The following is a 13,169-nucleotide window of genomic DNA, read 5'->3' as shown; positions in this document are numbered from 1 at the left end:
TGCTGCGGAGGCACTCACTTATATGATCAGTTATCTTCGGTTTAAAAAGGAAGTAGCTACCCATGCCATCGCTTCCAAGTTCTGGACCCTGACCATTCTTGCATCCGTCATACAAATTATGCTCAGCTGTAAAGCCGGCATACTATTTCAATTTGCTTTTTACTTTGGCCTGGCTACCCGTCTGGAGATCATCCTGATCCTCTTTATTATCAGGAACTGGTACAATGATGTACCCAGCGTATATCATGCTGTGCAATTGAGGAAAGGACGGGAAATAAAAAGAAATCGCCTATTTAACGGCTGACCCTTTATAGCTTCTGGGTGCTGCTCCCATTACCTTCTTAAACGCTGCGCTAAACGAACTCTCAGATTCATAGCCTACGGCCAGCGCAATTTCTGAGATGCTTTGGTCCGTGCTTTTCAGATATTCAGCAGCCATGAACATTCGCCACTGTGTCAAATATTCCAGCGGAGACTGTCCAATCACCTGCCTGAATTTTAGCGCAAATCCTGAGCGGGACATATATGCCAGTTCACTAAGACTTTCAACGGTCCATTTCTCTTGCGGACGGCTATGTATTGCCTGCATGACAACGCCTAAATTAGGGTGTACTACTGCGGCAAACCAACCGGTATTTTTTGCACCAGGAGATGACATGTAGATCCTTAAAGTCTGCACCAGCATAATAGGGGCCAGGTGTTCAAGAATGGTTCTCCTGCCAAAACGTTCCGAGCGGAATTCCGTTGTGAAACGCTCAATTCCCCATCTCAACACCGCTGCCTGATCATATTTTTCAGGTACATATACTACCGGGGGTAATTGCCCAAAAAGCAGCCTGGCAGATTGATCACCAAAGTGGAATCGCGCCCCTGTGAGGAAGCAGCTACCACCCCCATTGCAGGTGGCTATTCCATCTTTTGCATGGCTAAAAATCGTATCCGAGTGGATGGTGGGGATGGATAAATCTGATCCCATCACAAATCGTCGTCCACTCGTAAGCAGAAAACAATCCCCGGCATGTAACAGGTACACGTTTTCATCTCCTTCTACCTGCAGGTAGCAAGTACCTTTCAGGATGGCATTGAACTTAATTCCATCATGGGGAGGAAACTGAATGGCCCACTCTTTTCCCGCATCCAGGCCCGCTGAAACAAAGGTTTGTGGCCGGAGAATGGCAAGTACGTCTGACAATGTATCCATAAGCTAGTTTTCTGGACGATTGGATAAGTTTTATGGACTGAAGCGTATAGATCATCTACTTCAGAGGGCGTAATTTAGATTTCAATAATAACATTTTATGATGAGTTATGATAAAAATTCGACAGCTGACGAAGTGTTAGCAGGTCTGGAGTTGCATGGAAAGACGGTAGTCATTACCGGTGGCCATTCTGGTTTAGGGCTGGAATCCAGTCGTGCCTTATCTAAAGCAGGTGCCCGCATCATTGTAGGTGCGAGAGATGTAGTGGCTGCCAGGAAGGCATTAAGCGGGCTTTCTGATATTGAAGTTGGACAGCTGGATTTAGCGAATCTGAATAGTGTAAGGGAATTTGCGAATGCTGTATTGTTCAATACAAAGCATATTGACATCGTGATCAACAGCGCGGGTATAATGGCTTGTCCTGAAAGTCGTGTCGGGGATGGCTGGGAAGCACAATTTGCTGTCAATCACCTTGGCCATTTTGCATTGGTAAATCATCTCTGGCCAGCGTTGACAGGTGGTGCAAGAGTCGTATCAGTTTCATCTGCCGGGCACCACTTATCCGGTATCCGCTGGGATGATATTCATTTTAATACCGGTTATGACAAGTGGCTGGCTTATGGCCAATCCAAGACTGCCAATGTATTGTTCGCCGTACACCTGGATACTTTAGGAAAAGAGGTAGGTGTAAGGGCATTCTCGCTTCATCCCGGGAAAATTATCACACCGCTGCAGCGGTTTTTGACGAATGATGAAATGGTCAATAGAGGCTGGATAGACCAGGAAGGCAATCCTGCTGATTCGACTTTTAAGACTCCTGAACAAGGTGCTGCCACGCAGGTGTGGGCCGCCACTTCTCCCCTGCTGGATGGGCTTGGAGGACTGTATTGTGAAGATTGTAATGTGGCCGAAATTGAACAGGATGCACCTTCCCAAGGAGTAAGGCCATATGCCGTTGATCCGGAGCAGGCATATCGCCTATGGGAGCTTTCAAAAAAGCTGACAGGGGTTAGTCTGTAATAAAATCAATACAATGGCGCGTCTGCTCTCAGTGCATTGTCATCCAGGTATAAGTCTGCTTTGAAAAGCTCTTTGATTTGGGTGATGAGCTCTGTGCGGTTTACAGTACCTGGGGCGCGTCTGAGGTCCATATAGTGTTCTCTTGTAAGCTTTTTTACAAGTTGTTCTACCGTATGGACCTTTAACTCTTTACCCTGTTTGGAGGACAGCCATCTACCTGCGATAGAGAGACCCAGGACTAAAAGGCCGTTTAACGGAGAAAAGAAAATCACAATAAGACTGGCCAGTGCAATTACCAGCAGAGAGTTGGATAACCATGCTTTTGCCTCAAGGATGTGGATCTTACATCCCAGTGCATTTTCGAGCTTCTTTACCTGCGCCCGCCGATGTGTGCGGGGAAATATTTCAGCCAGTTGGCTGCCCGGTTTTACAGCATCTCTATCACATTGTAGTGTGTTGATGATTGCCTTCCGGATTTTATAGAATGCTTGTTGGGTAGTACAGTCGTTTACATGATTGCCTTCAATTTTGTTGATAATGACATCACAAAGTTCACCGAAGGTTTTTACATGTATCTTGTCTGACTTATCGAATTTTATACGAAAAGATGTCTCAATTTTAGGTAGCAGATCATTGATGTCGTCGAGATCTGTATTAATCAGTTCATCTTCCATTTCTGCAATAAATTTTAGGTTAAAGGGGCATCTCTTGTCAATGAAGATATATCTAACATTGGGAAATGCTCTTTAAACAGGGCCTTTATTTTTCGAACTATTTCTTCTTCATCCACAACAGACGGTGTACGTCTTATATCATTGAAGTTCTCTTTTGCCATCTTTTTTGCCAGTTGGCCGACGGTCTTTACGGCCAGTTTTTTACCCGGTAATCCTGATATAAGCATAGCTACTAAGGAAAATACCACTCCTGCAAGCCCGGGTAAAAACTCGCAGAATATGGTCACCACGGATACCAGCAGCGCCAGGCGTGATAACAATAATAGCCAGCGCATGGGTAGAAGTAGCTGTACTTTAAAGCCTAAATGGGTTTCGAATTTTTTGACCAGTTGGTACCGGTGTTTGCGGGGAAATATTTCTTCCAGGCTGGTTTTCGTGCTAAATGTTTCTTTATCATACAATTGTGCGTCGAGAACTGCTTTCCGAATCCTGTAAAATGCCTGCTGTGAGGTACAGTCATTTGTCGCTTTTCCTTCCTGCTTATGAACGATGTAGTCGCAGAGATCCCCGAATGTAGTTATCTTATTCAGTTCATCATTATCGAACGTAAACCGTAAAGATTGTTCGAGTTTCGGGAGAAAAAATTCAATTTCATATGGATCAATGTTTTGCAGCTCAAGGTGTGTAGGTCCTTTCGTCTCAAACATAGCATAGGTATTTGGGGCATAAATATAGCAAATTTGGATTTTTCCTGCATCATGATTGTGGTTGCTTCCTCTTACCTGGTTAGGGAGAAATTAATACTCAAGCGGCAAATAAAATGTCATCCCCTTACACCAGCAACCACGGAGTCGAATATGGACACAGAAAATCCTTCAGAGACCCTCTTTTATTCCATACCAGGAACAAATAACCGATAGCAACTGCAAAGATCCCTGTACTCATTTCAGGCTTATACCCGGAAAACGGCACCAGCACCAGGAATATAAACATGAACCATATGGGTGTCCTATTCAATATCGTCATGGTCAATGTGATGATTGCAATAAGTGGCAGCAATACAGACGGAGCATTGGATACATGTGGTTCAGTCAGTGCCATGGCAGAAACGAAACATAGCAGCAATGCTGCCAGTGAGGCCTTTATGCCAATCATCGGGGGAATGGCTCTCATAACCGGTGTGTATGCTGATCCTTCACCTTCCCTGTAAACTTCCACGCCTTCCAGTTTAACATATGCTTTATCAATCGTCAGGTCAAAAGGAATCTCGCATGATTTGCCAGGAAGTAAGCGGGAAGTGGACTGGATAAATGTGTTTACTTTTTGGCCGGTTCTGTTATATACGCTAAAGTGCAGGTGAATGCTGGCAGGTGTTGTCCCCATATTCTGGCATCCCACGATGTATGCATTTTTCGTGCTGATAGTCGTATACCAGTTCCTTTGTATATAGATGCGGCCGCTTTGTGTAATCCGGCCAGAATAACCGGCATCATGGCGGTGTTTAGTGCGGTGCTGGTATTGTTTTAACTTGTAGATTTTGAAGCCGGATACATTCAGAAGCATAGGTTGTGGATTGTAAGTGATGCACAAAGCAACACAATATTTTTAGATTTAAAAATAAAACATATACATGCCGGTATAATAGTCGGATTGATTATTTCCTGATTGCTATACTGGTTTTTTGAAAAGAAATATCTTACTGCTTTAGGTATGGGTATTGGGCCTAAACGAATGCGTAGGTGTATTTGAAAAGGTATTATAACAAGTTAAGGCTTTGATATTTTTTATGTGGGAGTACATTAGAAATCTCAAATAAGGGTATTATCAGATCACTGAATTTAGGCACCTGCTCATTATCATTTATGTTAATATCAGTCTTTGTAGCAGCGGTTGTTCCGGGGCTTTATGAATGAAGCCATGAATCGGACAAGAAAACCGATAATATGGCATGTTACTTGGGCTTTCACCAATCTAATATCGAAGTAACTTTAATTATCACAAACTCTAAACAAAACTGGTATATGGGTAAGATTATAGTTAAAGACGGAACAGAGATTTTTTACAAAGATTGGGGTACCGGACAGCCGATTGTATTCCATCATGGCTGGCCTTTATCTTCTGATGACTGGGATTTACAAATGATGTTTTTCCTGGAGAAAGGTTACAGAGTGATAGCACATGACCGCAGGGGCCATGGCCGTTCTACACAGACAGCTACCGGCAATGAAATGGAGACTTATGTAGCAGACGTAGCGGAACTGACTAAAGCACTGGACCTGAAAGATGCGATTCACATTGGTCACTCAACCGGTGGTGGAGAAGTAATCCGCTATGTAGCAAAGCATGGTGGCAACGGTCGCGTAGCGAAAGCTGTGCTGATCAGTGCTGTTACTCCTATCATGGTTAAAAATGAGAAAAATCCTGATGGAGTTCCGTTATCGGTATTCGATGAAATTCGTGAAAATACTGCTACCAACAGAGCACAGTATTTCCATGATTTCCCGACTCCATTCTTTGGTTACAATCGCGAAGGTGCGGATGTAAAACAAGGGGTGAAAGATAATTGGTGGAGACAGGGTATGATGGGTGGTATTAAAGCTCATTATGACTGTGTAAAGGCATTTTCCGAGACTGATTTCACAGAGGATCTGAAAGCGGTAGATGTACCTGTACTGGTATTGCATGGTGAAGACGATCAGATCGTACCTTACAAGACGACTGCGCTGGTGGCTGCGAAGTTGCTGAAGAAGGGTAAGCTGATTACCTATCCGGGTTTCCCACATGGGATGCCTACGACTGAGGCGGCTACAATTAATAAAGATATATTAGAGTTTATTAAGGGATAATAGACGAATCAAGTCCAATAAATGAGAAAAGGCAATCAGAAATGGTTGTCTTTTTTTTGTTTTGGGATATAGAAGAATAGGCGAAGCGCCCTTATAGCGATATAGAAGCATTAAAGAAAGCTTATAGAACGATTATAGAATGAATATAGAATGCTTAAACAACGCTTATAGAAACCTTATGGAAGTTATGTCCTGGAGTGATGTTTTATTAACCCTGTTATGAGATTTATTGGGTAGGTACATTGGCCTGCGATGATGGTGCCAGCGGCTAATCGAACGACTACCATATAACGACTGAAGTCGTCAAAGACGAGAAATTGATAGTTGGCAATAATCGTAAATATTGGTATAAAAATGAGGGTAAGGATCAGATGTGACCAGATTAAAATATTGCCGTATAAAAAACGATAGGTAAAATGATAGATTGTCCATAGAAGCCAAAAGATGATGGCAAAGCCCTGGTAGAGTGTGCGAATAGCAATGATGTAATAGGTATCGTGCAGATGGATATCCAGGCTGGTGTTGAAATGAAAAAAAGAGACTACAAACAACACAATTGCTATCAGCAAAAACAGGTGGTAGGGCCGGGCAAGTAATTTTTTTATCAAAGGGGTAATTTTTATGTAATATACAGCATGGATTATATTTTAGAAAAGTCAATCTGGACAGCGGCTGATTTTGATAAGATGAACTGGCGTGGTGTGTCGATATACGAGATGGCCATGACAGGGGATCTGGAATTGGATCTTGATTATATTTTCAACAGGAATGAACCGGAGCTGAAAGGTTTTATACCTACTTTCTGGATAGCTCCATGTACCCTTGTATTTAAGCAGATCAGGGACCTGAGATTCGATATGGATGTGGTGAGGAGCGATGGCTTTCAGATAGACTATATTGAAAAATCAGATGATCGCTGGACCATTGTGACCCGTAATGGCGATTTGTCATTTACCAGTGATGGTTATGAGATGTTCGTACGACAAAAACCTACTTTTCAATACCGTCAGTTTATAGGCATAGAAAGAGGCGGATATACGCTGGAAAGGATCACCGACCAACCTAATCCTTATTTGCTATCTGAGGCGTACATTGAAAAAAGGAGAAAGGATGCAGAAATGTACGAATATGCCTATAAACGCAAACAAAAGAAACTGGATCTGGAAGTGCTGGAAGAAAGACGTTTGAATGGTGAGATTGATACACCGGAATTTTTGCGTGTAAAGAAGGAATTGTGGATGGCGATTGAAGGGTATGGATATTGGTTGAAAGGGACCTCGTTCGAGGATGCCTGAGTTTAATTCACCAGTTTACAGATATCATTAATCACTATTTCATCGATAGAGGCTTCAGCTTCTTCGGGTGTCATTCCATTCATGCCTGTATCCCCTATCCTGGCCCCAAATACTGTCACTGCCCATTCGGCAATTTCCGGTTGTGTGTCTGTATGCTGTAGCGTTGTTTTACAATTTTCCAGCTCCTGTATGACTCTTTCTTTGCCATAGCGCTGCACACATAGCCTGATGTACATTTCGTGGATTCTCGAGCTCCATGACTCCACGTTATCCAATTGTGGTTGTAAGATCCTGATGGCGGAGTCAATTTCTTTGAGTTGCTCATTGGCATAAGCGCCCAGTATGGCTGTATTGACAGAGATCTGGCAATAGTCGTTCATATCTGAAGTCTCATAGAGGCGTTCTTCCAGTTCAGCGGGATAGTCAGCAGCAATTTCCCTGAAAGCATCTGTTGCATCTTTTCCCTGGCTTTTAAGGGCCTGTGCCCTTCTTGTGAGTACAATCAGCTTCGGAGGGGCATAAATCTCAAAATCGTGCTGCATATAGGCAAAAATTCCCGTTTGTATGGCAGTTGTATCCAAAGCGTAGCAGATTGTCTCTACGGTATCGCCGTGTACAATGACAGAATCACTCTGATGATATAGGTTTTCCAGCAGTTCATAATCGAATGAGAATACTTCTTCCGGAGGGTTGGAAGTGTGTCCACAGGCTATGAGGATTCCAAAGAAAGGCAGCAGGTAGAGGAATTTCATGGCGCGAAGATAAAGGGGCCGTATCAAAAGTGATCTGAATAGCCAGAGAATTAAATAAATGACCTCTCTTTCCATCAGTTACTTTCAATACGGCTTCTTTTTATTTCATGTACAACTTATCTAAGAAAAGGTATCTGGCTCTGTCGGTTTCTTCTTTCTGTTCACTTGTTACGTTGATATCCATATAGTTGATTCGCTTGCTGTTTTTGGTGATGGGTTCCCATTGCGGGAGGCCATTGCCATTGGGGTTGCCGGTTTTAACGAAATTGGCAAAGTAGTCCAGCATGGTAGCGGATACTTTGTAATCGTCAGCCGTCCAGGCATATACTTTATTGCTATAAAGGTTGCCCAGGGCATATTCAATTTCAGATGCGTGAGAGGCTCCTACCGCAGGATATTTAGGAGGGGCTGGCTTTGCGTTATTTCCTTTCTGCACACCTCCGGCCAGGCCAGGCGTTGCATTGCCCATTTTAGGGGTCATAGCCGGACGAATACGGGAGAATACATACCGGTATACGGGCTGGTTACTGTTTTTAGCATGTAAGTCAGCCCATTTCCAGGTGCTATAAACAATAAAACGGTCGCTGGCTAATGCTGTGGCGGAGCGGATAGTTTCCTCTTCACTGCGGGCAGGATAGAGTTCCAGGATGCCAGCGGCTTTATCGCCGAAGGTCTGGTTCAGGATCTTTTTATAGTTGTCAGGTGTAGGGGCTTCTGCTCTCATGATTGCCTGAAACGGTACTTCTGCGGAGTTCCATCCAACCAGGAGGGGAACCTGTGCCTGTTCGCCTGCTTCGAAGATCTCTGGCAGTGAGCGGGGAATGAGGTAGCCATCGATGGTGGCGGAGGAGTAAGGAGTAGCTACAGAGAAAACGGAATCCAGCAATTTTTCTGCGGGAATAGCTCTGAGGGCCTCCAGAGTATTAGCGTTCATTTTTTCAGCGAAGGCGGTACCGTGTGCTTCTGCTTCTGCCAGTGGTACAGGGTACAGGGTCGGGTTGATGGCAGCGCCACTCTCCCCTATTGCGCCTGCAATGAGTCCTTTGGACAGTGGGGAGGCCATTTGTACGGATACGGATATAGAGCCTGCGGATTCACCTGCAATGGTGACTTTGGCGGGGTCGCCACCAAAAGCCGCGATATTGTCACGTACCCATTCCAGGGCAGCATGCTGATCCAGGTAGCCGTAGTTGCCGGAAGTATGATGAGGGGATTCCTTAGTAAGGTCCGGATGCGAGAAGAATCCGAAGATACCAAGGCGATAGTTGATAGTAACGGCTACAATGCCTTTTTTTGCCATGCTGGCACCATCGTAACGGGGTTCAGAGCCATCACCGGCAGCGAGGCCGCCGCCATAGAAGTAAACTAATACGGGCAGTTTTTCTTTACCTGTTTTGGACGGGGTCCAGACATTGAGGTAGAGGCAATCTTCGCTCATGCCTGAGGAGCGGAACGACATATCGCCAAAGATGTTTTTTTGCATGGCATTGTGACCAAAGTGATCGGCTTTGCGGATGCCTTTCCAGTTTTTAGCGGGTTGTGGCTCTTTCCATCTGAGAGGGCCAACAGGTGGTTCGGCATAAGGTATGCCTTTGAAGATTAAAATAGATGATCCCGGTTCCCGTACTCCCTGAACGATACCATTGTGGGTGGTAATCTGATCTTTTATCTGACTAAATGAATTCAGAGAGGCCAATTGTACCAGTACAGCTAGTGTCAAAAGAACTCTTTTCATATTGCTCGGGTTATAATGTAAATTTAAAGTACGCAATAAATGAACGCGATTGAAATAAACTTTCTTGCCGGCGTATATGGATTTCTTAGACAAAAAAAATTACCACTCCAACGGTTTGCATTGGCAGTAGCATCAACATTATAATGGGAGGCAATCATTTCGCTTTGGCAAAGGCCCTGAATTCCGGCCCAATATCTTACGGGATATTGGTACCGAAATTCAGACCATACACCATATAAGTAGTACTTATTTTAAAGGTGAAGTGAAATTACTTGCCTGATAAACTTCTATCCAGACCACCTGGGGATAGGTAGAGTCCTATACCCTTCGGGTATTGGTACTCCACCGTTATCAACAAGGCTTGCACCCCAGTGCGTGCTTGTTGGCGCCAGCTTGGATCCATCAGTTGATCTGGGGTCAGATCCGTTCCTGGCAGTAAGTTTATCAACTGTTTCGTTTTCTCCGAAACTAAGGTCTACATAAATAAAGTTAGTTAGGTAGATCATTATATTGAATTGATTAATGAACAATTTTATTCGCACAACTTGTACTTGCAAAAGCATGTGGTTTAGCCCGGAATGAAAAACCCATTCCTGTGATATAACCCATTGCCTCTTTCAGCGCATCGTTACTTTTAAAAGCTGGATTCGTATTGATGTCGGCGTGAACCTCCATATCTACACCGTATTTAGTAAAGAGATGACACAGTGAATAAGCAACCTCTATACTCTTGCCTACTTCTGCGAGCATCCTTTCCTTTATACTCATCTTGCGGTGAGAAGTGTCAGTCAGTATATACATGAATCCTCCCTTCCCTTTCCGCAGGAAAACGATCACGGTGGCGAATTCCACGATCTTTCCCTTCTTCTGACTATCCGTACCGATGCACACTTTCAGTGCATTGCCATCGCCGGTTTCGGCAGCGAGTACGCTTTCTATTTCATCTTCGATGGGGCTTTTTATTTCCATTCCATTGAGCCTTCTCCAGCTTCTTACAGTTTCCATGGCTATGTCATGTTTGTTGTTTGCGTTTTACTTTTTTAAGTTCTTGTTTGTTGGCCTGACTGGACTTGAACCAGTAACCGTTTGCGTATAAGGCAACCGCGCTAACCATTGCGCCACAAGCCAGTAAAGGGCATAAAAAAACCCGGTCGTTTGATGACGACCGGGTTCTTTTTGCTGAACACATAATGTTTAATTATGTCCAGATATAACTAGGTCGTTGATATATTTCCGGCTCGCGCTCGCTATCATAATTATCTTTACAATCACTACTAACTGGTGCTCCAAATCCAATACTCCCACTTTTTCCAACTGTTGACATTTTTGCACACGCCTCCCCTATGCCTGATCTCTGTAGACCGGCTAGCATAGTGAATTGTATGGATATCAACTGCATTTGCATGCGCATTAGTTTTTGTCGGTTTAAAATGAAAAAAGCCCCGCAATTCCTTGCAGGGCTCTTGTTATATTGAATTAGTTTATTGTACTACTTCGTGACATAACACTCCCCGCGGACGGTGCCGATCCATGGACCGACTGTGTCTATATTTTTTAATACGAGGTGCTGCATATGTGAATTGTTTAAATAATTTTTGTCGATGCAAAGATGAAATAAATTTTTCATTCTACACAAATATTTCAAAAGATTTTTTTAGCTTGAATTGCTTTCCTGTAGCTAATTAACAGAAAACTAAATTGTTGTTGACCTGAAAATGCAAGAAAAAAAATGAGAACTATCATCGCAGAGAAATTGTCAATGATTGAAAAAAGTCAGGGTGTAAAAATCATATATGCCTGTGAGTCAGGTAGTAGAGCATGGGGGTTTGCCTCGCCTGACAGCGACTTTGATGTTCGTTTTATTTACATCCGTCCGTTAAATGATTACCTGAGTATAGCCGAAAGGAAAGATGTTATTGAGTTGCCGGTAAATGAAGTGCTCGACATCGGTGGTTGGGATTTACGTAAAGCATTGCAGCTTTTTTTGAAGTCAAATGCACCCTTGTATGAATGGGTGCAATCACCTATACACTATATTCCAAGCGAGGAGCTGAAAACAGATTTACTAAAATTGTCTGAGAAATACTTTTCCGGCAGAGCCGGTTGTCACCACTACATTTCCATGGCAAAAAATACATTTGAGAATGACTTACAGGGGGAACAAGTCAGGATCAAAAAGTACTTCTATGCTTTGCGTCCATTACTCGCCGCTAAGTGGATTGTGGAAAAGAAACAGGTACCTCCTATGGAATTTCATATACTGAGGACCCTGATTACCGATACGCAGTGGCAGGCAAGCATTGATGCATTGCTGGTACAAAAACAGGCGGCAGACGAGAAGACAATGATCCCGCCTGTTATGCCCCTTCAACAATGGATAGCTGATACCATTCAGTATTGTAATGAAAAGGCAGCAGCACTGCCGCCTTTGAAGAATGATACTATTGAACTGGATACGCTGTTCAGAAAATACATCCGTAACTATGACTTTTGAGCAATTAATGAATGAGCCGCAACACCTGTTGTTGAAGGCCATCAGCGGCAGTCGCTCCCAACAACTGCATTCTGCCACTTCAGATACTGACCTGAAAGGTATTTATGTTTTACCTCAGCAGGAATTGTATGGTTTTACCTATACCCCACAGGTTTACAATGCGACTAACGATGAAGTATATTTTGAAATAGGCAGATTCCTGGAACTCTTACAAAAGAATAATCCTAATATACTGGAGTTGCTCGGTACGCCGGAAAGCTGTGTACTCTTCCGGCATCCGCTCATGGAGCTGATCAAGCCGGAAGATTTTCTTTCTAAATTATGTAAGGATACCTTCGCCGGTTATGCTGCTTCACAAATCAAAAAGGCAAAAGGTCTGAATAAAATGATCAACCGCCCTGCTGAGAAAGAGAGAAAGGCGGTTCCCGAATTCTGTTACGTTATTGACGAAAACGGAAGCATACCGCTTGCTACATGGTTAGAAAAGTATCACTTTCGACAGGAAGACTGTGGTCTTACCAGTGTACCGCATTTTAGAGATGTATACCTTATCTATCACCAGCCGGGTGCATCACTAAAAGGAATCGTGTCCGGCGATGATGCCAATGATGTTCGCGTGAGCAGCATTCCGAAAGGCCTCTCCCCTGTTGCTGTCATGCAGTTCAATAAAGATGGCTACTCTGTTTATTGTCGTGAGTACAGGGAATACCGGGAATGGGTAGAAAACAGGAACGATGTAAGGTTCCAGAATACGCTGTCCCATGGCAAGAACTATGATGCAAAGAATATGATGCATACTTTCCGCCTCCTGAATATGGCGGAAGAAATTGCGGTACATAAAAAGGTGATTGTGGAAAGACCGGACAGGGATTTCCTCCTGAAAATAAAGGGAGGAGGTTTTGAATACAAGGATCTCCTGGAGATGGTTGATGAAAAACTGGATCGTATAGAGCAGCTTTATGAACAATCTGATCTGCAGGAGATGCCGGATGAAGCAAAAACCAATGAATTGCTGGTTACAATCAGAACAGAGTTCTACAAACACTAATAAGGGAAACAAGCTTCCGGCTGTACTGGCAATCAGTGGCCCGCCGGGTAATTGGTGTTGAATTCAGCAGCCTGAAGTTAGCGCTGCCTTTGCGCTGGTCAGATGT

At 43.7% G+C, this 13,169-nt stretch carries 14 protein-coding genes and 1 tRNA gene; 6 read left to right on the top strand and 9 right to left on the bottom strand.

Annotated elements, in window-relative coordinates; genetic code table 11:
* Nucleotides 1–22 precede the first annotated feature (22 nt).
* A complete protein-coding gene (locus tag DXN04_RS08540) occupies nucleotides 23–304 on the top strand; it encodes a hypothetical protein (protein ID WP_116852908.1) in 282 nt (93 codons plus the stop codon).
* Here DXN04_RS08540 and DXN04_RS08535 read toward each other — a convergent pair.
* Nucleotides 290–1,201 carry an AraC family transcriptional regulator gene (locus tag DXN04_RS08535; protein WP_116852907.1) on the bottom strand — a complete coding sequence of 304 codons (912 nt, stop codon included), beginning with the start codon at nucleotides 1,199–1,201 and terminating at the stop codon, nucleotides 290–292. The two genes, DXN04_RS08540 and DXN04_RS08535, sit on opposite strands and share 15 nt — an antisense overlap.
* Nucleotides 1,202–1,298: 97 nt before the next feature.
* Between DXN04_RS08535 and DXN04_RS08530 the strand changes: the two genes are divergently transcribed.
* Nucleotides 1,299–2,219 (top strand): SDR family NAD(P)-dependent oxidoreductase, encoded by a 921-nt coding sequence (locus DXN04_RS08530; RefSeq protein WP_116852906.1) that lies wholly within the window; start codon nucleotides 1,299–1,301, stop codon nucleotides 2,217–2,219.
* Between the two features lie 5 nt (nucleotides 2,220–2,224).
* On the opposite strand, the gene DXN04_RS08525 is transcribed toward DXN04_RS08530, so the two are convergent.
* The 3 genes from DXN04_RS08525 to DXN04_RS08515 all read right to left on the bottom strand — a co-directional run bounded on the left by DXN04_RS08525 (nucleotide 2,225) and on the right by DXN04_RS08515 (nucleotide 4,456).
* Nucleotides 2,225–2,893, bottom strand: a complete 669-nt coding sequence (locus DXN04_RS08525) for a hypothetical protein (protein ID WP_116852905.1) — start codon at nucleotides 2,891–2,893, stop codon at nucleotides 2,225–2,227.
* 14 nt (nucleotides 2,894–2,907) lie between these two features.
* Nucleotides 2,908–3,600 (bottom strand): hypothetical protein, encoded by a 693-nt coding sequence (locus DXN04_RS08520; RefSeq protein WP_116852904.1) that lies wholly within the window; start codon nucleotides 3,598–3,600, stop codon nucleotides 2,908–2,910.
* A gap of 124 nt (nucleotides 3,601–3,724) precedes the next feature.
* Nucleotides 3,725–4,456: a hypothetical protein gene (locus DXN04_RS08515; protein WP_116852903.1), complete on the bottom strand. Its 732-nt coding sequence runs from the start codon at nucleotides 4,454–4,456 to the stop codon at nucleotides 3,725–3,727.
* A gap of 458 nt (nucleotides 4,457–4,914) precedes the next feature.
* Here DXN04_RS08515 and DXN04_RS08510 point away from each other — a divergent pair, with 458 nt between their 5' ends.
* Complete coding sequence (locus DXN04_RS08510) at nucleotides 4,915–5,739, top strand: alpha/beta fold hydrolase (protein WP_116852902.1); 825 nt, start codon at nucleotides 4,915–4,917, stop codon at nucleotides 5,737–5,739.
* Between the two features lie 185 nt (nucleotides 5,740–5,924).
* On the opposite strand, the gene DXN04_RS08505 is transcribed toward DXN04_RS08510, so the two are convergent.
* Entirely contained in the window at nucleotides 5,925–6,347 is a 423-nt protein-coding gene (locus DXN04_RS08505; protein ID WP_116852900.1) for a hypothetical protein, read from the bottom strand.
* A gap of 27 nt (nucleotides 6,348–6,374) precedes the next feature.
* Here DXN04_RS08505 and DXN04_RS08500 point away from each other — a divergent pair, with 27 nt between their 5' ends.
* Nucleotides 6,375–7,034 (top strand): hypothetical protein, encoded by a 660-nt coding sequence (locus tag DXN04_RS08500; protein WP_116852899.1) that lies wholly within the window; start codon nucleotides 6,375–6,377, stop codon nucleotides 7,032–7,034.
* Nucleotides 7,035–7,036: 2 nt separating this feature from the next.
* On the opposite strand, the gene DXN04_RS08495 is transcribed toward DXN04_RS08500, so the two are convergent.
* The 4 genes from DXN04_RS08495 to DXN04_RS08475 form a co-directional block, all read right to left on the bottom strand.
* Nucleotides 7,037–7,786, bottom strand: coding sequence for a hypothetical protein (locus DXN04_RS08495; protein ID WP_116852898.1), 750 nt, complete (start codon nucleotides 7,784–7,786; stop codon nucleotides 7,037–7,039).
* A 100-nt stretch (nucleotides 7,787–7,886) separates the two neighbouring features.
* Complete coding sequence (locus tag DXN04_RS08490; protein ID WP_116852897.1) at nucleotides 7,887–9,521, bottom strand: carboxylesterase/lipase family protein; 1,635 nt, start codon at nucleotides 9,519–9,521, stop codon at nucleotides 7,887–7,889.
* A 519-nt stretch (nucleotides 9,522–10,040) separates the two neighbouring features.
* The gene (locus DXN04_RS08480; RefSeq protein WP_116852895.1) at nucleotides 10,041–10,526 is read right to left on the bottom strand and encodes a ribonuclease H-like YkuK family protein; all 486 of its coding nucleotides are present in this window, start codon (nucleotides 10,524–10,526) and stop codon (nucleotides 10,041–10,043) included.
* A gap of 50 nt (nucleotides 10,527–10,576) precedes the next feature.
* A tRNA-Ile gene (locus tag DXN04_RS08475) sits at nucleotides 10,577–10,649 on the bottom strand.
* 601 nt (nucleotides 10,650–11,250) lie between these two features.
* Here DXN04_RS08475 and DXN04_RS08465 point away from each other — a divergent pair.
* Both DXN04_RS08465 and DXN04_RS08460 read left to right on the top strand, forming a co-directional pair.
* Nucleotides 11,251–12,015 (top strand): nucleotidyltransferase domain-containing protein, encoded by a 765-nt coding sequence (locus tag DXN04_RS08465; protein ID WP_116852893.1) that lies wholly within the window; start codon nucleotides 11,251–11,253, stop codon nucleotides 12,013–12,015.
* Nucleotides 12,005–13,063, top strand: coding sequence for a DNA polymerase beta superfamily protein (locus DXN04_RS08460; RefSeq protein ID WP_116852892.1), 1,059 nt, complete (start codon nucleotides 12,005–12,007; stop codon nucleotides 13,061–13,063). Before DXN04_RS08465 ends, DXN04_RS08460 begins: the two co-directional genes overlap by 11 nt.
* Nucleotides 13,064–13,169 lie beyond the last annotated feature (106 nt).

The organism is Chitinophaga silvisoli (genome assembly GCF_003412465.1).
Classification (GTDB): Bacteria; Bacteroidota; Bacteroidia; order Chitinophagales; family Chitinophagaceae; genus Chitinophaga; species Chitinophaga silvisoli.
The sequence above is the reverse complement of the archived record's forward strand: the minus strand, read 5'-3'. Positions and strand labels throughout refer to the sequence as shown.

What these genes read in the sequence shown, in the direction of transcription:
- DXN04_RS08500 (WP_116852899.1), top strand. Translation starts at nt 6,375, where the DNA reads ATGGATTATATTTTAGAAAAGTCAATCTGGACAGCGGCTGATTTTGAT.
- DXN04_RS08520 (WP_116852904.1), bottom strand. Translation starts at nt 3,600, where the DNA reads ATGTTTGAGACGAAAGGACCTACACACCTTGAGCTGCAAAACATTGAT.
- DXN04_RS08465 (WP_116852893.1), top strand. Translation starts at nt 11,251, where the DNA reads ATGAGAACTATCATCGCAGAGAAATTGTCAATGATTGAAAAAAGTCAG.
- DXN04_RS08495 (WP_116852898.1), bottom strand. Translation starts at nt 7,786, where the DNA reads ATGAAATTCCTCTACCTGCTGCCTTTCTTTGGAATCCTCATAGCCTGT.
- DXN04_RS08460 (WP_116852892.1), top strand. Translation starts at nt 12,005, where the DNA reads ATGACTTTTGAGCAATTAATGAATGAGCCGCAACACCTGTTGTTGAAG.
- DXN04_RS08515 (WP_116852903.1), bottom strand. Translation starts at nt 4,456, where the DNA reads ATGCTTCTGAATGTATCCGGCTTCAAAATCTACAAGTTAAAACAATAC.
- DXN04_RS08490 (WP_116852897.1), bottom strand. Translation starts at nt 9,521, where the DNA reads ATGAAAAGAGTTCTTTTGACACTAGCTGTACTGGTACAATTGGCCTCT.
- DXN04_RS08510 (WP_116852902.1), top strand. Translation starts at nt 4,915, where the DNA reads ATGGGTAAGATTATAGTTAAAGACGGAACAGAGATTTTTTACAAAGAT.
- DXN04_RS08540 (WP_116852908.1), top strand. Translation starts at nt 23, where the DNA reads ATGATCAGTTATCTTCGGTTTAAAAAGGAAGTAGCTACCCATGCCATC.
- DXN04_RS08530 (WP_116852906.1), top strand. Translation starts at nt 1,299, where the DNA reads ATGATGAGTTATGATAAAAATTCGACAGCTGACGAAGTGTTAGCAGGT.
- DXN04_RS08525 (WP_116852905.1), bottom strand. Translation starts at nt 2,893, where the DNA reads ATGGAAGATGAACTGATTAATACAGATCTCGACGACATCAATGATCTG.
- DXN04_RS08480 (WP_116852895.1), bottom strand. Translation starts at nt 10,526, where the DNA reads ATGGAAACTGTAAGAAGCTGGAGAAGGCTCAATGGAATGGAAATAAAA.
- DXN04_RS08535 (WP_116852907.1), bottom strand. Translation starts at nt 1,201, where the DNA reads ATGGATACATTGTCAGACGTACTTGCCATTCTCCGGCCACAAACCTTT.